Annotated in this window: 18 protein-coding genes; 14 read left to right on the top strand and 4 right to left on the bottom strand. The window is 73.6% G+C overall.

What is annotated here, in order from left to right:
- Nucleotides 1–330: 330 nt before the first annotated feature.
- A complete protein-coding gene (locus tag J116_RS09905; RefSeq protein WP_023586932.1) occupies nt 331–915 on the bottom strand; it encodes a membrane protein in 585 nt (194 codons plus the stop codon).
- A gap of 253 nt (nt 916–1,168) precedes the next feature.
- On the opposite strand from J116_RS09905, the gene J116_RS09900 reads away from it, so the two are divergent.
- From J116_RS09900 to J116_RS09850, 11 genes are all read left to right on the top strand, one after another.
- The gene (locus tag J116_RS09900) at nt 1,169–2,023 is read left to right on the top strand and encodes a bifunctional methylenetetrahydrofolate dehydrogenase/methenyltetrahydrofolate cyclohydrolase (protein ID WP_023586931.1); all 855 of its coding nucleotides are present in this window, start codon (nt 1,169–1,171) and stop codon (nt 2,021–2,023) included.
- 22 nt (nt 2,024–2,045) lie between these two features.
- Nucleotides 2,046–3,116 (top strand): DUF3017 domain-containing protein, encoded by a 1,071-nt coding sequence (locus J116_RS09895; protein WP_079147702.1) that lies wholly within the window; start codon nt 2,046–2,048, stop codon nt 3,114–3,116.
- Between the two features lie 318 nt (nt 3,117–3,434).
- Complete coding sequence (locus J116_RS09890) at nt 3,435–4,592, top strand: XRE family transcriptional regulator (RefSeq protein WP_023586929.1); 1,158 nt, start codon at nt 3,435–3,437, stop codon at nt 4,590–4,592.
- A 241-nt stretch (nt 4,593–4,833) separates the two neighbouring features.
- Nucleotides 4,834–5,823, top strand: a complete 990-nt coding sequence (locus J116_RS09885) for a malate dehydrogenase (RefSeq protein WP_023586928.1) — start codon at nt 4,834–4,836, stop codon at nt 5,821–5,823.
- Between the two features lie 105 nt (nt 5,824–5,928).
- Nucleotides 5,929–6,186: a helix-turn-helix transcriptional regulator gene (locus J116_RS09880; protein ID WP_023586927.1), complete on the top strand. Its 258-nt coding sequence runs from the start codon at nt 5,929–5,931 to the stop codon at nt 6,184–6,186.
- Complete coding sequence (locus J116_RS09875; protein ID WP_023586926.1) at nt 6,183–6,704, top strand: hypothetical protein; 522 nt, start codon at nt 6,183–6,185, stop codon at nt 6,702–6,704. The genes J116_RS09880 and J116_RS09875 overlap by 4 nt, the downstream gene beginning before the upstream one ends.
- 119 nt (nt 6,705–6,823) lie before the next feature.
- Nucleotides 6,824–8,332, top strand: coding sequence for an aldehyde dehydrogenase family protein (locus J116_RS09870; protein WP_023586925.1), 1,509 nt, complete (start codon nt 6,824–6,826; stop codon nt 8,330–8,332).
- Between the two features lie 66 nt (nt 8,333–8,398).
- On the top strand, nt 8,399–9,952 hold the full coding sequence (locus tag J116_RS09865) for a GMC family oxidoreductase (protein ID WP_023586924.1): 1,554 nt from the start codon (nt 8,399–8,401) through the stop codon (nt 9,950–9,952).
- Nucleotides 9,949–11,091, top strand: coding sequence for a quaternary amine ABC transporter ATP-binding protein (locus J116_RS09860; RefSeq protein ID WP_023586923.1), 1,143 nt, complete (start codon nt 9,949–9,951; stop codon nt 11,089–11,091). The genes J116_RS09865 and J116_RS09860 overlap by 4 nt, the downstream gene beginning before the upstream one ends.
- Nucleotides 11,088–13,340 carry an ABC transporter permease gene (locus tag J116_RS09855; RefSeq protein ID WP_023586922.1) on the top strand — a complete coding sequence of 751 codons (2,253 nt, stop codon included), beginning with the start codon at nt 11,088–11,090 and terminating at the stop codon, nt 13,338–13,340. Before J116_RS09860 ends, J116_RS09855 begins: the two co-directional genes overlap by 4 nt.
- A gap of 48 nt (nt 13,341–13,388) precedes the next feature.
- Nucleotides 13,389–14,387: an ABC transporter substrate-binding protein gene (locus J116_RS09850; protein ID WP_023586921.1), complete on the top strand. Its 999-nt coding sequence runs from the start codon at nt 13,389–13,391 to the stop codon at nt 14,385–14,387.
- A gap of 78 nt (nt 14,388–14,465) precedes the next feature.
- On the opposite strand, the gene J116_RS09845 is transcribed toward J116_RS09850, so the two are convergent.
- Entirely contained in the window at nt 14,466–15,218 is a 753-nt protein-coding gene (locus tag J116_RS09845; RefSeq protein ID WP_023586920.1) for an isocitrate lyase/PEP mutase family protein, read from the bottom strand.
- A complete protein-coding gene (locus J116_RS09840) occupies nt 15,215–15,781 on the bottom strand; it encodes a carboxymuconolactone decarboxylase family protein (protein ID WP_023586919.1) in 567 nt (188 codons plus the stop codon). The genes J116_RS09845 and J116_RS09840 overlap by 4 nt, the downstream gene beginning before the upstream one ends.
- 47 nt (nt 15,782–15,828) lie before the next feature.
- On the opposite strand from J116_RS09840, the gene pdxR reads away from it, so the two are divergent.
- The 3 genes from pdxR to J116_RS09825 all read left to right on the top strand — a co-directional run bounded on the left by pdxR (nt 15,829) and on the right by J116_RS09825 (nt 18,837).
- Nucleotides 15,829–17,265, top strand: coding sequence for a MocR-like pyridoxine biosynthesis transcription factor PdxR (gene pdxR, locus J116_RS09835; RefSeq protein WP_028963892.1), 1,437 nt, complete (start codon nt 15,829–15,831; stop codon nt 17,263–17,265).
- Between the two features lie 61 nt (nt 17,266–17,326).
- Entirely contained in the window at nt 17,327–17,635 is a 309-nt protein-coding gene (locus tag J116_RS09830; RefSeq protein ID WP_023586918.1) for a hypothetical protein, read from the top strand.
- Between the two features lie 20 nt (nt 17,636–17,655).
- The gene (locus J116_RS09825; RefSeq protein WP_023586917.1) at nt 17,656–18,837 is read left to right on the top strand and encodes a glutathionylspermidine synthase family protein; all 1,182 of its coding nucleotides are present in this window, start codon (nt 17,656–17,658) and stop codon (nt 18,835–18,837) included.
- A 54-nt stretch (nt 18,838–18,891) separates the two neighbouring features.
- On the opposite strand, the gene rocD is transcribed toward J116_RS09825, so the two are convergent.
- A complete protein-coding gene (rocD, locus tag J116_RS09820) occupies nt 18,892–20,094 on the bottom strand; it encodes an ornithine--oxo-acid transaminase (protein WP_023586916.1) in 1,203 nt (400 codons plus the stop codon).
- Nucleotides 20,095–20,244 lie beyond the last annotated feature (150 nt).

The raw sequence follows: 20,244 nt of genomic DNA, 5'->3' as shown, positions 1-20,244 counted from the left end.
CTTCTCGCGCCGAGCGTGCGGGGGGTGCGGCACACGGGGGCCGTCCGGCGAACTGCCGGGCGGCCCCCGTGGCGTCGATCGCCGTCCGTGCGCACCGAGTTCGCCTGGTGATCATCTTTTCGGGACTTCGCGCGGAACAGCGCCGAAAGGGCTCGCTCGGATCATGTGCTTTGGCGGTGGGCCGCCTGTTCCCCGCTTTCCGCCCGACGCCCCGGAAAGTCCGCTCGCCGTACGGGGAGCGAAGGCGCCGCCGACGCGGATAGGGGTACGGGGTACGACGAAGGCCGTGACCTCACGCGCGGTGCGCGGGGTCACGGCCTTCGTACGGGATCAGTGACGCGGGCGCTTGAACCACGCCGCCGTGTCGCCCTTGGCGGCGAACACGATCAGCAGGATCGCGAACAGCATCGTGCCGAGGCCGATCGGGATCTGGAAGATGCCGCCGACGATGGCGAACGCGGCCCAGACGATCGCGCAGGTGCGGACCGAGCTGCCGCCCTTCGCCCACTTCAGCGCGATGACCAGGCCGAGCGCGGCGAAGACCAGGGCGAAGACGGCGAAGATGGCGATGACGCCCTTGCCGATGTCGGACGCCAGCTCGGCGTCCGTGCCGGACAGGCCGCTGTTGGTCTGGTTGACGGCCTCCTCGACGGCGCCCATCTGCGAGAACGCGTAGATGGCGAAGACGAGCTGGAGGGCGATGATGACCCACACGAAGATGCGGCCGGCCTTGGCACCGCTCGGCATCTCCATCGGCGCCGCGGCCGCGTAGCCGCCGTCGTAGGCCGGGGCCTGCGGGTAGCCGTAGCCGGGCTGGGCGGGCTGGCCGTAGCCCGGCTGGGCGGGCTGCTGGCCGTAGCCCGGCTGAGCCGGCTGCTGCTGGCCGTAGGGGTTGTTCGGGTCGCCGAAGCTCATGGCGGTGTTCCTCCGTGGGGTGTGCGGGGACGCGCGGTCCGCGCGGAGGAACTGTCTGCATCGAAGGGTCTGCACCCATGTACGCGCCGCATTTGTCCCCCGGCACTGCCCGCGGCATTGCGCCGTCATGGTGGTATTACCATCCGCTTTTTGTCCAGTCGGAATGTGGGAACGTTGTGCAGACGCAACCTCTCCTCCCGTCGCAGTCACCCGGAATTGGAAGAGGGCGGGGGTCATCCGCGAGTATGGGCACATGAGCGCCCAGATTCTCGACGGCAAGGCAACGGCCGCAGCGATCAAGTCCGATCTGACCGCCCGCGTGGCGGACCTGAAGGCGAAGGGCATTACGCCGGGGCTCGGAACGCTGCTGGTGGGCGACGACGTCGGCAGCCAGAAGTACGTGGCGGGCAAGCACCGCGACTGCGCCCAGGTGGGCATCGCGTCGATCCAGCGGGAGCTGCCCGCGACGGCGACGCAGGAGGACATCGAAGCGGTGGTCCGCGAGCTGAACGAGGACCCCGCGTGCACCGGCTACATCGTGCAGCTGCCGCTGCCCAAGGGCGTGGACACCAACCGGGTGCTGGAGCTGATGGACCCGGAGAAGGACGCCGACGGCCTGCACCCGATGAATCTCGGGCGGCTGGTGCTCGGCGAGCCCGCGCCGCTGCCGTGCACCCCGGCGGGCATCGTGACGCTGCTGCGGCGGCACGGCGTGGAGATCGCCGGGGCGCACGTGGTGGTCGTGGGGCGCGGCGTGACGATCGGGCGCCCGATGCCGCTGCTGCTGACGCGGCGTTCCGAGAACGCGACGGTGACGCAGTGCCACACCGGTACGCGGGACCTGTCCGCGTATCTGCGGCAGGCCGACATCGTGGTCGCCGCGGCCGGTGTGCCGCACCTGATCAAGCCCGAGGACATCAAGCCGGGCGCGGCGGTGCTGGACGTGGGCGTGAGCCGGGACGACAGCGGCAAGGTCATGGGCGATGTGCACCCGGGCGTGCGCGAGGTGGCCGGCTGGGTCGCCCCCAACCCGGGCGGCGTCGGCCCGATGACGCGCGCTCAGCTGCTGGTCAACGTCGTCGAGGCGGCCGAGCGCGCGGCGCTCTGACATCCGAAAGAGGCCCAACCCCATGCCGAACGACGGACCCGCGACGGCGGATTCCGGCCACCCGGGTACGACCCCGGCCACGCCCAGCCGGGCAGCGACGCCGCCTGCCGGTGCGTCGCCCGCCGGTGGTGCGGCGCCCGGCGATGGTGCCGCACCCGGCGACGGTGCCGCGAACCCCGCCGGGCCGGTGCCCTCCGGACGGTCTGCAGGGCCCGACGCGGCCGAGGCGGCTGCTCCTGGGCACGCGGAGAGCGAGCCGGGTGCCGACCGGTCCTGCGGTGCTTCCCGCGACGGCGAGGACGGCAGCCGTACGGACGCCGGGACGGGTGCGGACGGCACCGCAGGTGACGCGGGCGCCGAAGCCGACGCCGCTGCCGGTGCGGAGACCGTCGTCGGGCCGGGGGCCGGTGCCGGGGCGCTCGCGGCGGCCGGTGCCGCCGTGGCCGGTGCCGTGGCGGTGTCCGGGCACCCGGGCGGGAAGCAGGGCGAGGCGCGGCACGGGGCCGGGGACGAGGACCGGCCCGAGGCCGGGGACGAGGGGCCGTCGGGACGCGAACCCGCCGAGGGCGGCGCGGCTTCCGGCCCGGCCCCACGTCAGGAGTCCGACGCCCGGGACGCCGACGCCGGGGACGCCGACGGCCGGGACGCGGAGGACACCGCCGAGGGCGACGCGCACGACGACGGCCTCGCCCCGGGGGCCTCGCGGCGTCCGCCGACCGTGACGGAGGGCACCGTACGGCCGGAGGGCGGCGGCCGGGCCGCACCCGGCGACGCGCCCGCGCCCGCGCGGCAGTGGCCGCTGCTCACCGTGCTGGGGCTCACCGCGCTCGGCCTGCTGATCATCGGGATCGACCCGTTCCCGCACGCGCCGCGCATCGGGGCGCTGCTGATCGGTGCCGCGCTGCTGACGGGCGCCGGGATACGGCGCGTCCTGCCGTCCGTCGGGATGCTCGCCGTACGGTCCCGGTTCACCGACATGATCACGTACGGGGTGCTGGGCGCGGCCATCGTGCTCTTCGCCCTGATGACCCAGCCCAATCCGTGGCTGGAGATCCCGTTCCTGAAGGACCTGGTCCGCTTCACCGTCCGGTAGCGCCCGCCCCGGCCCCCGGCCGGTCGTGTCCGGCGGGGCCTGCACGGCGGCCCGCGCGGCCGCGCTGGACGGCGGCGCCCGTCCCCTCCCCCGAGTACAGGACGGGCGCCGCACGCAGGAACAGCGTCATGCACCCGCCAAAATGGATCAAGGCATGTCCGGGCCCTGTGGCACGGAAGTGACCATTCCGGAACTGTGTGAGCGCTGGGCCACAACTGGGAAACCGGCTGCCGGAACTGCCATCCTGGGCGCGCGCGTCCGCAGGGGCGCGCCGGGCGGCCGGGAGGTCCGGGGGGCCCGAGGACAAGAGGGGGAGCGATGCCTCGCTGGAAGGCGCTGCCGGAGGAACTCGACCCGGAGGTACGGGAGTTCGCCGGCACGCTGCGCAGGCTGGTGGACCGCGGCGGGCTGGGCCTCGGCGCGCTCGCGGACCGTACCGGGTACAGCAGGACCTCCTGGGAGCGGTACCTGAACGGGCGGCTGCTCGCCCCCAGGGACGCCGTCCTCGCCCTGGCCGAGGTGACCGGCACGGACCCGGTGCATGTGGTCACCCTGTGGGAGCTGGCCGAACGGGCCTGGAGCCGCGCCGAGAAGCGCCGCGACCAGACCCTGGACGACATCCGCATCGCCCAGGCCCGCGCCGCCCTCGAGGCGCCGCCATCCGCGGGCGGCGCCTCCCAGGCCTCGACAGCCGCTCAAGCCTCGAAAGCCCCGAACACCTCGAAAGCCCCGAACGCCTCGGCTGGTTCCCGTGATGCCGCTGGTGCCGGTGACGCCCGTAGGGCCGCAGGGGCCGCCCGGCCCGCGCCCCGCGCCGACGCCCCGCACCCGCGCCCCCACGCGCCCGTCGGCGCCCCGCACGCCCGCCCCCGGCCGCCCGTCGCGCCGCACGCGCACCCCCGCACGCCGGCCCCGGCGTACGGCCCGTCAAGTGGCCCCGCCCGTGGAGCGGAAGCGCACCGGCACGGCCGTACCGTGCTCATGTTCTTCGCCGGTGCCCTCGGCACCCTCCTCATCTTCGGCGCCGCGATGCTCCTCTCCGGGCTCGGCGACAGCGGGGAGCCGCAGCCCGCCGCGCGCCCCGCCGACGCCAAGCCCGCCGCGCCGCCCGGCACCGGCGCCACACCCAGCCTCCCCGTCGGCGTCGGGTGCTACCGGGGCGCCTGCGACGGGCAGGACCCGCACACGATGGGGTGCGGCGGCGCCCACGCCTCCACCGTCGCCTCCACCATCGTGGACACCGCCCTGGTGGAGGTCCGCTACAGCCGTGTCTGCCGGGCCTCCTGGGCCCGCATCAGCCGCGCCGCGCCCGGCGACACCGTCGAGGTCACCGCGCCGGGCGGCACGACCCGGAGCGCCACGGCCGACGCGGACGGCGACGCGTACACCCCGATGGTCGTCCTCCCGGCGGGTACCGACGCGAGCGCCTGCGCCGCGCTCCTGACTGGTACCACGGGCTGCACGGAGGCCCCGTGATCGTACGAGCGCCGCACGGCGCCCCGTGCGACGGCCGCCCCGGGGCCGTACGAGCATCGCTCGATCGGGTGAGCTGGACCACAAGGGGGCGGGGGTTCAAGGGGGATCGGGTCGGATAGCCTGACCGCTGGATATCTCCACGTCGAGAGAGTGCGCGGCGACACCGGGCATCCTCGGCGCGGAAGACGTCCGCCACCCGGGGCAGGGACCCCCACCGCCAGCTGTCTTACGGAGATCGCACATGACCCGCACTCCCGTGAATGTCACCGTCACCGGCGCGGCCGGCCAGATCGGCTACGCGCTGCTGTTCCGCATCGCCTCCGGTCACCTGCTCGGCGCCGACGTGCCGGTCAAGCTGCGTCTCCTGGAGATCCCGCAGGGCCTGAAGGCCGCCGAGGGCACCGCCATGGAGCTCGACGACTGCGCCTTCCCGCTGCTGCGCGGCATCGACATCACCGACGACCCGAACGTGGCCTTCGACGGCGCGAACGTCGCCCTCCTCGTCGGTGCCCGGCCCCGCACCAAGGGCATGGAGCGCGGTGACCTGCTGGAGGCCAACGGCGGCATCTTCAAGCCGCAGGGCAAGGCCATCAACGACAACGCCGCGGACGACATCAAGGTCCTCGTCGTCGGCAACCCGGCCAACACCAACGCCCTCATCGCCCAGGCCGCCGCGCCGGACGTGCCGGCCGAGCGCTTCACCGCGATGACCCGCCTCGACCACAACCGCGCGATCTCGCAGCTCGCCGCCAAGACCGGCGCCGCCGTCTCCGACATCAAGCGGCTGACGATCTGGGGCAACCACTCCGCCACGCAGTACCCGGACATCTTCCACGCCACCATCGGCGGGAAGAACGCCGCCGAGGTCGTCAACGACGAGCAGTGGCTGGCCGACGAGTTCATCCCGACCGTCGCCAAGCGCGGCGCGGCCATCATCGAGGCCCGTGGCGCGTCCTCCGCCGCGTCCGCCGCCAACGCCGCCATCGACCACGTCCACACGTGGGTCAACGGCACCGCCGAGGGCGACTGGACCTCCATGGGCATCCCGTCCGACGGCTCGTACGGCGTGCCGGAGGGCCTCATCTCCTCCTTCCCGGTCACCTGCAAGGACGGCAAGTACGAGATCGTCCAGGGCCTGGACATCAACGAGTTCTCCCGCGCCCGCATCGACGCGTCGGTGCAGGAGCTGGCGGAGGAGCGCGACGCGGTGCGCGGCCTCGGCCTCATCTGAACCACCCGCTCCACCCCGTAGTACCGAGGAAACGCCCCCGGACGGCTCTGCGCCGCCGGGGGCTTTCTGTTGCGTACCTGCGATCGGATGTAGTACTTCTTATACATGAGCGAGCAGGTGCACAACAGGCTGGCCGTCGTACGGGCCGAACGGAAGGTGTCCCGGCAGGCACTGGCAGAAGCGGTGGGCGTCCACTACCAGACCATCGGCTACATCGAGCGCGGGCAGTACAACCCCAGCCTCGACCTGGCCCTCAAGCTGGCCGCCCACTTCGGGCTCCCGGTGGAGGCGCTGTTCTCCCTGGAGCCGTTCCAGCCGCTCACGCAAGAGATCTACGGGGAAAACGGGAGGACCACCACATGAGGACCGCGACGCGTTTCGACCAGCGGATGTACGCGCTCATGAACCGGCGCGAGGGAGCGCCGCTGTTCGCCACGGCGGGCCGGAGGCGGGCGCTCGTCGCCGCGCACGTCCTGCTGACCGCCGCCACCGCCACGGCCTGGCTGGCCCTGGTCGTCGGCGACGCCTACTGGGCCCTGTTCGCCCTGGTGGGCCTGCTGCTGCCGTGGGTCGTCGCGACCGGCGCCATCAACGGCGCCACGCGCGGCCTGCTCGAACTGCGCGGCCGGATGCTCGACGAGCGGCAGCTCGCCGAGCGCGACCGGGTCCGCGCCATCGCGCACCGCGTCACCACCGCGCTCCTCCTCGCCGGAACGGCCGGGTACGGCGCTCTGCTGTGGGCGACCGAGGTGCGCGCGGACGGCACGCTCCTGTTCACCGTGCTGTTCGCCGCGCTGGTGGCGCACTGGCTGACGCCCCTGTGGGTGGCCGGGCTGCGCGCCGAGGACGACGTGCGCGGGGACGCCGACGACCTGCACTGACATCCGGCGCGAGTGACCCCCGCCACTTTCGCGCATGCTTTCCGCTTCCTCGGGCAGGGGCCCGGGTCGCCGGTCACGGACGGTCCTGACCGCACCGGGTACGGAAGGCAATACGCGAAGTGTCGGAGCACCAAGAGAAGAGCATCCACGTGGCGGGGGAGTGGCGAACGGCCGCTTCCGGAGCCACCCGTGAGGTCCTCGACCCCGCAGACGCGACGATCCTCGCGGTCGTGGCGGAAGGCGGGGCCGAGGACGCCGACGCCGCGATCGCCGCCGCACACGAGGCATTCGGCAACGGCCGCGGACCGTGGCCGTCCACCCCCGTCGCCGAGCGGGCCGCGCTGCTGCGGCGCGTGGCGGACCTCCTCCAGCGCGACCGCGAGGAACTGGGGCTGCTGGAGAGCCGCGACGCGGGCAAGACCCTCGAAGAGGGCCGCGTCGACGTGGACTGCGTCACCGACGCCTTCCGCTACTTCGCCGACCTGGTCGTGAACGAGGGCGGCGGCCGCGTGGTCGACGCCGGGTCACCCGACGTGCACAGCGTGGTCGTCCACGAGCCGGTCGGCGTGTGCGCCCTCATCACCCCCTGGAACTACCCGCTGCTCCAGGCCAGCTGGAAGATCGCGCCCGCCCTCGCCGCGGGCAACACCCTCGTCGTCAAGCCGAGCGAGATCACCCCTCTGACGACGATCGCCCTGATGCGGCTGGTGACCGAGGCCGGTCTGCCCGCGGGAGTCGCCAACCTCGTCACCGGCCCCGGCGACCCCGTCGGCGCCCGCATGGCCGAACACCCCGACGTGGACCTCGTGTCCTTCACCGGGGGCCTCGCCAGCGGTACCAAGGTGATGCGCGCCGCCGCCGACACGGTGAAGAAGGTCGCCCTCGAACTCGGCGGCAAGAACCCGAACGTCGTCTTCGCCGACGCCTGCGTCACCGCCGAGGGCTTCGACACCGCCGTCGACCAGGCCCTGAACGCCGCGTTCATCCACAGCGGCCAGGTCTGCTCGGCCGGGTCCCGGCTCATCGTCGAGGAATCTCTGCGGGAACGTTTCGTCGCCGAGCTGGCCCGCCGCGCCGAACGCATCCGCCTCGGCCGGGGCACCGACCCCGACGCCGAGTGCGGCCCCCTCGTGTCGGCCGCCCAGCTCGCCCGTACCGAGGACTACGTCGCCTCCGCCCTCGCCGAGGGCGCAGTCCTGCGCGCGGGCGGCGAGCGCCCCGCCGAACCGCACCTCAGGGACGGCTGGTTCTACCGGCCGACCGTCCTCGACCGCTGCCACCGCTCCATGCGGATCGTCCGCGAGGAGGTCTTCGGACCGGTCCTCACCGTCGAGACGTTCCGCACCGAGGACGAGGCCGTCGCCCTCGCCAACGACACCGAGTACGGCCTCGCCGGCGGCGTCTGGTCCTCCGACGCCGGACGCGCCCGCCGCGTCGCGGGGCGTCTGCGCCACGGCACCGTCTGGATCAACGACTTCCACCCCTACCTCCCCCAGGCCGAGTGGGGCGGCTTCGGCAAGAGCGGCATCGGCCGCGAACTCGGCCCCGCCGGGCTCGCCGAGTACCGCGAGAGCAAGCACGTCTACCAGAACCTCGCCCCGCGCCCCGTGCGCTGGTTCAAGGGCTGAGCCGACGGCACAGGCCCTCCGCGAAGGAACGACCGAACGCACGGGACGCAGGAAGAACACGCACACATGAACAGCACCCCGAGTACCCCTGAGCACACCACGACCGAGTACGACTACGTCATCGTCGGCGGCGGCACCGCCGGGTCCGTGATCGCCCGCCGCCTCACCGCCGACCCGGCCGTCACCGTCGCCGTCGTCGAGGGCGGCCCCGACGACCGCGACCGGCCCGACGTTCTCACCCTGCGCCGCTGGCTGGGCCTCCTCGGCGGCGACCTGGACTACGACTACCCCACGGTCGAGCAGCCGCGCGGCAACAGCCACATCCGGCACAGCCGCGCCCGCGTGCTGGGCGGCTGCTCCTCCCACAACACGCTCATCTCGTTCAAGCCGCTGCCGTCCGACTGGGACGAGTGGTCCGAGGCGGGTGCCGAGGGCTGGCACGCCGCCGCCATGGACCCGTACTACGACCGGCTCCTGAACAACATCGTCCCGGTGGACGAGAAGGACCGGAACCCCATCGCCCGCGACTTCGTGGACGCCGCCCAGCACGCGCTCGGCGTCCCGCGCGTGGAGGGCTTCAACCGCAAGCCGTTCCACGAGGGCGTCGGCTTCTTCGACCTGGCCTACCACCCGGAGGACAACAAGCGCTCCTCCGCCTCCGTCGCGTACCTCCACCCCGTCATGGACGAGCGCCCCAACCTCCGCGTCCTGCTGGAGACCTGGGCGTACCGGCTCGAACTCGACGGCACCCGGGCGCGCGGCGTCCACGTCCGCGCCGAGGACGGCACCGAGACGCTGCTGACCGCCCGCCGCGAAGTGGTCCTGTGCGCCGGGGCCGTGGACACGCCCCGCCTGCTGATGCACTCCGGCATCGGCCCGAAGCGGGACCTGGAGGCGCTCGGCATCCCCGTCGCCCACGACCTGCCGGGTGTCGGCGAGAACCTGCTCGACCACCCCGAGTCGGTCATCGTCTGGGAGACCCACGGGCCCATCCCCGACAACTCCGCCATGGACAGCGACGCCGGGCTGTTCGTCCGCCGCGACCCCGAAGTGCCCGGCCCTGACCTGATGTTCCACTTCTACCAGATCCCCTTCACCGACAACCCCGAGCGCCTCGGCTACGAGAAGCCCGCGCACGGCGTGTCGATGACCCCGAACATCCCCAAGCCGCGCAGCCGCGGCCGCCTCTACCTGACCAGCGCCGACCCGAAGGTGAAGCCCGCCCTCGACTTCCGGTACTTCACCGACGAGGACGACTACGACGCGCGCACCCTCGTGGACGGCATCCGCCTGGCCCGCGAGATCGCCCGCACCGAACCGCTCGCCGGCTGGCTGAAGCGCGAGGTGTGCCCGGGGCCCGAGGTCACCGGCGACGAGGAGCTGTCCGAGTACGCCCGCAAGGTCGCCCACACGGTGTACCACCCGGCCGGTACCTGCCGGATGGGCGCCGCCGACGACGAGACGGCCGTGGTGGACCCGAGGCTGAGGGTGCGCGGGATCGACGGGCTGCGCGTCGCCGACGCGTCGGTCTTCCCGACCATGACGGCCGTCAACCCGATGGTGGCCGTGCTCATGGTCGGGGAGAAGGCCGCCGAGCTGCTGGGCGGTGACGCCCGATGAACGCCACCGCCACGGGCACCACCACCACCACCACCGCGACCGCCACCACCACCGCGACCGCCACCGCCGCCGCCGGGGCCACCGACACCGGTACGCCCGTCTTCCGCGTCCGCGACCTGTGGAAGGTCTTCGGCCCCAAGGCCGACCGCGTACCCGGCGACCCCGCGCTGACCGGCCTCTCGCAGGCCGAGCTGCGCGCCCGAACCGGCTGCACCGCCGCCGTGCGGGACGTGTCGTTCGACGTCCGCAAGGGCGAGGTCTTCGTCGTCATGGGCCTCTCCGGCTCCGGCAAGTCCACCCTCGTACGCTGCCTGACCCGGCTCATCGAACCGACCTCCGGCACCCTGGAGATCGACGGCGACGACGTGCTCGCCATGGACCGGAACCGGTTGCGCGAACTGCGCCGCAGCCGCGCCGCCATGGTCTTCCAGCACTTCGGTCTGCTCCCGCACCGCTCCGTCCTCGACAACGTCGCCTACGGCCTGGAGATCCAGGGCGTCGGCCGTGCGCAGCGGCGCGAGCGGGCAGCCGAGTTCGTCGCCAAGGTGGGCCTCGCCGGTCTGGAGCACCGCAAGCCGGGCCAGCTGTCCGGCGGCCAGCAGCAGCGCGTCGGGCTCGCCCGCGCCCTCGCCGTGGACCCCGAGGTGCTGCTGTTCGACGAGCCGTTCAGCGCGCTCGACCCGCTGATCCGCCGCGACATGCAGGAGGAGGTCGTACGGCTCCACCGCGACGAGGGCCGCACGATGGTGTTCATCACCCACGACCTCAGTGAGGCGCTGCGGGTCGGCGACCGGATCGCCCTCATGCGCGACGGGCGGATCGTCCAGCTCGGCACGCCCGAGGAGATCGTCGGCTCGCCCGCCGACGACTACGTACGGGACTTCGTGCGCGACGTGCCGCGCGAGCAGGTCGTGACCGTCCGCAGCGCGATGCGCCCGGCCCGCGCCGACGACGCCGAGCACGGCCCGGCCGTGCCCCCCGGCGCGACGGTCTCCGAGGCCATCACGGCCGCCGCGCACGGCGGTGGCGCCCCGGTGCGCGTGGTCGAGGACGGCCGCTGCCTGGGCGTCGTGGACCCGCAGACCCTCCTGGGGGTCGTCGCGGGGGTCGCGGCCCCGGCCGGAAAGGCGGCGGCATGAGTTCCACGACCGCCCCGAAACAGGGCCCGGGCAAGAAGCGGCCCCCCACGGCCCGTCCCGTCCCGCAGCAGTCCGGTGCCCCCGAGAGCCCGGGGACGGCGGTGAACGACGGGCCCCCCACAACCGTCGTCCGCCCGCCGTCCCCGACCCCCGCCGACGGCCCCGAGCCGACCCGTGCGGCCCCGAGGTCCCGCACCACCGAAGCCGGTACGGGCACGGGCACCGAAGCGTCCCCCCGCGCCGGAGCCGGTACGACCACCGGCAAGGCCCCCGGCGCCGGAGCCGGTACGACACCCGCCACCGAAACGCCCGCCGGCACCGCGGCCCGCCGTCCCGCGCGGCTGCTCCGGGGCGTCGGCGCGGGCCTGCTGGTCGCCGTGGCCGGAGTCGCGGGCGCCCTCCTCCTCGGCGGCGGAGCGTGGCCCGCCGGGCTGACCGTGGACATCTCCGGGCCGCTCGACGACGCCAACCGGTGGGTCCTCGACAACCGGGACACGCACCCCCTCTTCCTGTACTTCCTGCTGCACCTCTCCAACACCGCCACCGACGCCGTGGACGCCGTGTACCAGGTGCTCGCCGCCATGGGCTGGCCCGGCGTGCTGGCCGCCGGGGTGCTGCTCGCCTGGCGCGCCGCCGGGTTCGACCGGCGCGGCGCGCGGGTCGCGGCCGTGGCGTTCGGCGCGTTCGCCGTGTGCGGGGTGCTCGGCATGTGGGACGCCACGCTGCTCACCCTCGCCCTGATGGTCGTCGCCGTGGCCGTCGCCGCGCTGCTCGGCGTGCTCATCGGCCTGGCCGCCGGGCTCTCGGACCGCGTGGACCGCGTCCTGCGGCCGGTCCTGGACACGATGCAGGTGCTGCCCGCCTTCGCGTACCTGCTGCCCTTCGTGCTGGTCTTCGGCACCGGCACGCCCGCCGCGCTGTTCTGCACGGTCATCTACGCGGCCCCGCCCATGGCCCGGCTCACCGCGCTCGGCCTGCGCTCCGCCGACCCCGGCGTCCTGGAGGCCGCCGTGTCGCTCGGCGCGAACGGCCGCCAGCGGCTGTGGACCGCGCGGCTGCCGCTGGCCCGCCGCCAGATGCTCCTCGGCCTCAACCAGACGATCATGATGGCGCTGTCCATGGTGGTCATCGCCGCGCTCGTCGGCGCGGGCGGCCTCGGCGAGGAGGTGTACTCGGCGCTGTCCACCGTGGACGTGGGCAAGGCCCTCGCCGCGGGCATCCCGATCGTGCTGATCGCCGTGTGGCTGGACCGTACGACCGCCGCCGCCGGTGACCGCCTGGGCGACGCCGCGCCGCGCCGCGGCCTCCTGCACGGCCGGTCCGCCTGGGCCCTCGCCCTCGGCGGCACTCTCGCGGCCACGCTGGCCGGGCTCGCGCTCGGCACCGCCTGGCCGCGCGGCTGGACGTACGACATCTCCTCGCCCGTCAACCGGGCGCAGGACTGGGTGGTGGACAACCTGTCCACGGGCGTGCCCCTCGTCGGCGGCACCCAGGTCTGGTCGGACGCGTTCACGGTGGGCCTGCTCAACCCGCTGCGCGACGGGCTCCAGTGGCTGCCCTGGTGGGCGCTGCTGCTGGCCGTCGCCGTCCTGGCGCGGCTGGTCGGCACCTGGACGACCGCGCTGACCGCGACGGCCGCGCTCGCCGCGACCGGGGTGCTCGGCGTGTGGACGAAGTCCCTCGACACGCTGTCGCAGGTCCTGGCGGCCCTGGCCGTCACCCTCGTCGCCGGTGTCCTCACCGGTGTGGCGTGCGCCCGGGTCCGCGGGGTCGAGCGCTGGCTGCGGCCGGTCCTGGACACGCTCCAGACGATGCCGCAGTTCGTGTACCTGATCCCGGTCGTCGCCCTGTTCGGCGTCAGCCGCGCCGCGGCGATCATCGCGGCGGTCGTGTACGCGCTGCCCGCCGTCATCCGCATCACCACCCAGGGCGTACGGGAGGTGGACCCGGCGGCGCTGGAAGCGGCCCGCTCCATGGGCGCGTCCACCCGGCAGCAGCTGTTCCAGGTGCAGCTCCCGCTGGCCCGCCCCGCGCTGAAGCTCGCCGTCAACCAGGGGGTCGTCCTGGTCCTCGCCGTGGTCGTCGTCGGCGGCCTCGTCGGCGGTGGCGCGCTCGGCTACGACGTGGTGAAGGGCCTGTCGCGCGGCGAGATGGGCCTCGGCATGACCGCCGGACTGGCGATCGTCTGTCTCGGCCTGGTCCTCGACCGCGTCACCCAGCCCACCGCCCGCAAGAAGCCCGGGGCCTGACCACCCGGCCCTACCCTTCCCGCCCTCTCACCCTTGAGGAACATCCCCATGCCCAGCTCCAGTACCACCCGCCCCACTGGCAACACCCGTACCACTCACGCCGTCCGCACGGCCACCGCGGTCGTCTCCGCCCTCGGCGTGCTGACGCTCAGCGCGTGCGGCGCCGCCGACACCGGCAGGTCCCAGCAGGCGGGCACCGGCGCCAAGACCGTCAACCTGACCGTCCCCTCCTGGGTCGGCGCCCAGGCCAACACGGCCGTCGCCGCGTACCTGCTGGAGAACGAGCTGGGCTACGAGGTCAAGACGCAGCAGCTCGGCGAGGTCCTCGCCTGGGACGCGCTGTCCAAGGGCGACGTGGACGCGATCATGGAGGACTGGGGGCACCCCAAGGAGGAGAAGAGTTACGTCGAGGACAAGAAGACCGTCGTCAGGGCCGGCGACCTCGGCGTGACCGGGCACATCGGCTGGTACGTCCCGAAGTACTTCGCCGACGCCCACCCGGACGTGACGGACTGGAAGAACCTCAACAAGTACGCGAAGGACTTCGCGACCGCCGAGAGCGGCGGCAAGGGCCAGATCCTGGAGGGCTCGCCCGACTACGTCACCCACGACGACGCGATCATCAAGAACCTCAAGCTGAACCTGAAGACCAAGTACGCGGGCTCCGAGGCGGCGCAGATCACCGCCATCAAGAAGTACGCCAAGGAGAAGAAGCCGTTCCTCACCTACTGGTGGACGCCGCAGTGGCTGAACGCGCAGGTCGAGATGGTCGAGGTGAAGCTGCCCCCGTACGAGGAGGGCTGCGACGCCGTGCCGGAGAAGGTCGCCTGCGGCTACCCGAACACGCCGCTCCAGAAGTTCCTCAACGCCGACTTCGCGAAGAACGGCGGCGAGGCGGCCGAGTTCCTGAAGAACTTCAAGTGGACGACCGAGCAGCAGAACGAGGTCGCCCTGATGATCGCGGACCAGAAGATGTCCCCGAAGGCCGCGGCCGAGAAGTGGGTCAAGGCCAACGAGTCCACCTGGAAGACCTGGCTCCCCAAGTGACCCGTCCGGCCCGGCGCCTGACCGGGTGCCGGGCCCGCGCCCTCACGCCGGCCTCGCCGTCCCGCCCGCACGCGCGGCTCAGCCGATGTGCCGCCCGTCCCGCAGGGCCCGCGCGATGTCGCGCAGCGCCCGCGTGGCCCGCCGTTGGAGGTCCGGGCCGTACGTGACGCGGGAGGCGCCCAGGCGGCCCAGCCCGGCGGGCGGGGGGCCGTCCGGGACGGCGAAGGCGTTGAGCGGCACGTCCACCTCCGCGCGCAGCGCCGGCAGCAGCTGCGGCGGGGCCATCAGCGGGTACACCCCGTCCGCCCCCGCCGCCACGTACAGGCGGGCGCGCCGCACCGTCTCCTCCGGGTCCGGCACACCCCGTACGTACGTGTCCACCCGGGCGTTCAGGAACAGGGCGTCACCGGCCGCCGCGCGGAACTCCGCCAGCCAGTCCGCGTGCGCCGCCGCGTCCCGCAGCGCGCCCGCTTCGCCGTCCTCCAGGTTCACCCCGGCCACACCCGCGTCCAGGACCCGCTCCGCCAGCTCCTTCGGCGGCAGCCCGTAGCCGCCCTCCAGGTCCGCCGACACGGGCACGTCCACGGCGCGCACGATCCGGGCCACCGCCGCGAACATCTCGTCCGCCGGGGTGTGCCCGTCCTCGTACCCGAGCGACGCCGCCACCCCCGCGGACGGCGTCGCCAGCGCGGGGAACCCCGCCTCGGCGAAGACCCGGGCGCTCGCCGCGTCCCACGGGCCGGGCAGGACCAGCGGGTCCTCCGGAGCCCGGCCGTGGTGCAGCGCCCGGAACGCCTCGGCGAGGCCCGCCGCCGCGTGCGGTCCGGTCACGCGTTGTGGCCCTTGAACTGGCCCGGAGTGTAGTGGCCCGGCACCGAGCGGCACGTCACGGCGAACCGGTTCCACGCGTTGATCACGATGACCGAGGAGATGAGGTGGGCCAGCTCCGCCTCCTCGAAGTGCTTCGCCGCCAGCTCGTACACCTCGTCCGGGACGAAGCCCTCCGTCAGGAGCGTGACCGCCTCGGCCAGTTCGAGCGCGGCGGCCTCCTTCTCCGTGTAGAAGTGCCGCGACTCGCGCCAGGCACTGAGCTGCACGATCCGCTCGACGCTCTCCCCGGCCGCCAGCGCGTCCTTGGAGTGCATGTCCAGGCAGAACGCGCAGTGGTTGAGCTGCGAGCAGCGGATCTTCACCAGCTCGACCAGCACCGGGTCGAGGCCCTGGTTCGCGGCGGCGTCCAGCCGGACCATCGCCTTGTACACCTCCGGGGCGAGCGCCGCCGGGTTCAGCCGGGCCGGATGCTCGGGGGCGTACCCGGTCCCCGCGGGGGCCGCGCCGGCGTGGCTGTCCGCAGTGGCCGTGGTCTGCTGCGTGTTCGTCGTGTTCGTCGTCATGTCCTCGACCGTACGCCCGCGTTGGCGCCCCGGTATGGTCCATTTCCATGACGGAATCACGGGCCATTTCCGCCGCGTTCGGCGCCGACCTGCACCTGGAGATCCAGGGCCCCGGCCTGCGCGCCGGGCTCATGGACGCCCTCCGCGACGCCGTCAGGACCGGCCGCCTCGCCCCCGGCACCCGGCTGCCTTCGTCCCGTACGCTCGCCGCCGACCTGGGCGTCGCCCGCAACACCGTCGCCGACGCGTACGCCGAGCTGGTCGCCGAGGGCTGGCTCACCGCCCGCCAGGGCTCCGGCACCCGGGTCGCCCCCCGTGCCGCCGCCGCGCCCGCCCGGCGCCCGCCCTCCCAGGCCCCGCTGCCCTGGCAGCGCGCCAGGCCCCGCGCGGGCAAGCCCCTGCACACCCTGCACCCCGGCACCCCGGACCTCGCCTCCTTTCCGCGCGCCGAGTGGCTGAAGGCGGCCCGCCGCGCCCTGACGAACGCCCCGCACGAGGCTTTCGGGTACGCCGACCCGCGCGGCCGCCCCGAGCTGCGCGCCGCCCTCGCCGAGTACCTGGCCCGTTCGCGGGGCGTGCGCGCCGAGCCGGACCGGATCGTCGTCTGCGCGGGCTTCGCCCAGGGCCTGCTGCTGCTCGCCGACGTCCTGCGGGCCCGCCGCGTCCGGGACGTCGCCGTGGAGTCGTACGGTCTCGACGTGCACTGGGGCGCCCTCCACCGCGCCGGGCTGCGCACCCCGGCGCTGCCGCTCGACCGGAACGGCACCCGCGTGGACGCCCTGACCGAGGACGGCCGGTCCCGGCCCGGCGCCGTACTCATCACGCCCGCGCACCAGTTCCCCGTCGGCGGCGCCCTCGCGCCCGAGCGGCGTACCGCGCTGGTCGACTGGGCGCGGGCGTCGGGCGGACTGGTCCTGGAGGACGACTACGACGGCGAGTTCCGGTACGACCGGCAGCCCGTCGGCGCCCTCCAGAGCCTCGACCCCGAGCGGGTCGTCTACCTGGGCACCACCAGCAAGTCCCTCGCGCCCGGGCTGCGCCTCGGCTGGATGGTCCCGCCCCGGCACCTGATGGACGAGGTGCTCGCAGCGAAGGGCGACGTCGAATGGGCGACGAGCACCCTGGACCAGCTGACGCTGGCCGAGTTCATCGCCTCGGGCGCGTACGACCGGCACGTACGCGGCGTACGGCTCCGCTACCGGCGCCGCCGCGACCAGCTGGTGGCGGCGCTCGCCGAACGGGCTCCCGGCATCCGCGTCACGGGCATCGCCGCCGGACTCCACGCCGTCCTCGAACTGCCGCCCGGCAGCGAACGGGCCGTCCTGCGCGCCGCAGCCCTCCAGGGCCTCGCGCTCCAGGGCCTGGACGCCTTCCGCCACCCGGACACCCCGCCCGGCCGCGACGCCCTCGTCGTCGGCTACGCCACCCCCACCGACAGCGCCTGGCCCGGCGCCCTGGAGGCCCTGTGCCGGGTACTGCCGTAGCCCGTGTGAGCGGCGCCCTCTAGTCTGTGCGGCGTTCCACGCGTCAACGGGGGAGTACCACATGCGCAGACTGCGATCGAGTCACGTCGTCCTGGGAGGGATGGGCGCGCTCGCGCTGACCCTCACCTCCTGCGGCAGCTCCGAGCCCGACCGGCGGTGCGTGGACCCGGTCACCCGCGAGGTCCTGCCCGACTACAAGTGCCGCGACGGCTACGACGACGACGATGACCACTACAGGGGCGGAGGAGGCGGGGGCGGGTCGTACTACTACGGCGGGTCCTCCAGCAGCGGCCGCGTCGAGGGCGGCAGCTTCGACAAGTCCGCGGTGCAGCGCGGCGGCTTCGGCTGCTCGGGCAGCGGCGGCGGCTGAGCCCGGAGCCGTACGCACCCATGGAACGCCACACGATCGAACCCCGCCCCGACTGGCAGCGCGTCGTCGAGGAGCAGGGCTGTATCTACCCGCTCACCCGCCACCCCGACGGCACGCTGCGCCCCTACTGGGACGAGAGCGCCTACTACTCCTTCACCCTCCCCGAAGTGGAGGCCCTGGAGGGGGTGGTCGAGGAGCTGCACGCCATGTGCCTGGCGGCCGCCGCGCACATCGTGGAGCGGGAACGGTTCGCCGACCTCGGCATCACCGACCGGCGGCTCGCCGCCCTGGTCGCCGAGTCCTGGCGGCGCCGCGCCGAACTGCCGTCCATATACGGCAGGTTCGACCTGCGCTACGACGGCCGGGGCCCGGCCAAGCTGCTGGAGTACAACGCGGACACGCCGACCTCGCTGGTCGAGGCCGCGAGCCCGCAGTGGTTCTGGATGGAGGACCGCTTCCCCGGCGCCGACCAGTGGAACTCCCTCCACGAGCGGCTGGTGGACGCCTGGCGGCGCCAGGCGCGCCTGCTGCCGCCCGGCCCGCTGCACTTCGTCCACTCCGACGGCGACGAGATCGGTGAGGACCTGATGACGGTCGCGTACCTGCGCGAGACCGCCCAGCAGGCCGGGATCGACACCGAGGCGCTGTCCGTGGAGCAGATCGGCTGGGACCGGCTGTCCGGCCGCTTCGTGGACGACCGGCTCCGCTTCATCCGCAGCTGCTTCAAGCTGTACCCGTGGGAGTGGCTGGTCACCGACCCGTTCGGCCCGTACGTCCTCGACACCCTCGACAACGGCGGCGGCACCGGCAGCACCTGCTGGATCGAACCGGCGTGGAAGATGCTCCTGTCCAACAAGGCGCTCCTCGCCGTCCTGTGGGAGCTGTACCCCGGCCACCCCAACCTGCTGCCGGCCTACCTCGACGGCCCGCGCGAACTGGCGGCCGACGGCGGATACGTCGTCAAGCCGCTGCTGGGCCGCGAGGGCGCCGGGGTCACCGTCCACGAGCCGGGCGCCGACCCCGTCGTACGGGACGAGCCGAGCTGCTACCAGGGCCTCGCCCCGCTGCCCGACTTCGACGGCAACCGGGTCGTGCTCGGCGCGTGGGTCGTCGAGGACGAGGCGGCCGGGCTCGGCATCCGCGAGTCGTCCGGCCTCGTCACCGACGGGTACGCGCGCTTCCTGCCGCACGTCATCCTCTGAGCCGCGCCGTGCCGTACCGGCACCCCCGGTACGGCATGGCGCGCACGGCCGGGGTCAGTCCGCGAGGACCTCGCGCAGCTGCTCCAGGCCCCAGTCCAGGTCCTCCTTGGAGATCACCAGCGGCGGCGCGAGCCGGATCGTCGAGCCGTGGGTGTCCTTCACCAGCACGCCCCGCTCCATCAGCCGCTCCGACACCTGGCGGCCCGTGCCCTTCGCCGGGTCGATGTCCACCCCGGCCCACAGCCCGCGCCCGCGCACCTCGCGCACCGCGCCGCCGACCAGCAGCCCCAGCTCGTGGTGCAGATGGTCGCCCAGCTCCGCCGCCCGCTGCTGGTACTCGCCGGTCCGCAGCATCGCCAGCACCTCCAGCGCCACCGCGCACGCCAGCGGGTTCCCGCCGAACGTCGAACCGTGCTCGCCCGGCCGGTGCACCCCCAGCACGGCCGCGCTGGACACGACCGCCGACACGGGCACGACCCCGCCGCCGAGCGCCTTGCCCAGCACGTACATGTCCGGGACGACGCCCTCGTGCTCGCACGCGAAGGTCCTCCCGGTCCGGCCCAGGCCCGACTGGATCTCGTCCGCGATGAACAGCACGTCCCGCTCGCGCGTCAGCCGCCGCGCCCCCTCCAGGTAGCCCGGCGGCGGCACCAGCACGCCCGCCTCGCCCTGGATGGGCTCCAGCAGCACCGCCACCGTGTTGTCGGTGACCGCCGCGTCGAGTGCCGCCAGGTCCCCGTACGGGACGATCTCGAAGCCCGGCGTGTACGGGCCGTACCCGTCGCGGGCCTCCGGGTCCGTGGAGAAGCTGACGATCGTCGTCGTACGGCCGTGGAAGTTGTCCGCCGCCACCACGATCTTCGCCGTGTTATCCGGGACGCCCTTGACCCGGTAACCCCACTTGCGGGCGGTCTTCACGGCCGTCTCGACCGCCTCCGCCCCCGTGTTCATCGGCAGCACCATCTCCATGCCGCAGAACTCGGCCAGTTGCGCGCAGAAGTCCGCGAACCGGTCGTGGTGGAAGGCGCGCGACGTCAGCGTCACCCGCTCCAGCTGCGCCTTCGCGGCGTCGATCAGACGGCGGTTGCCGTGCCCGAAGTTGAGCGCCGAGTAGCCGGCGAGCATGTCGAGGTAGCGGCGCCCCTCGACATCGGTCATCCAGGCGCCCTCCGCCGTCGCCACGACGACGGGCAGCGGGTGGTAGTTGTGCGCGCTGTGCGCCTCGGCGGCAGCGATCGCGTCCTGCGTTGTCGACACGGGGTCTCCGTTCGTCTTCGTACGGCCGGTCGTCTCTATCGTCGCTCGCGATACGGACGGGGAAACGTCGCCCGCGATACGGACGGGGAAACGTCGCCCGCGATACGGACGGGGAAACGTCGCCGCGCGGCGACGACTAGGGTGGACGGT

This window comes from Streptomyces thermolilacinus SPC6 (assembly GCF_000478605.2).
Lineage (GTDB): Bacteria > Actinomycetota > Actinomycetes > Streptomycetales > Streptomycetaceae > Streptomyces > Streptomyces thermolilacinus.
This window is presented reverse-complemented; position numbering and strand designations above follow the sequence as displayed.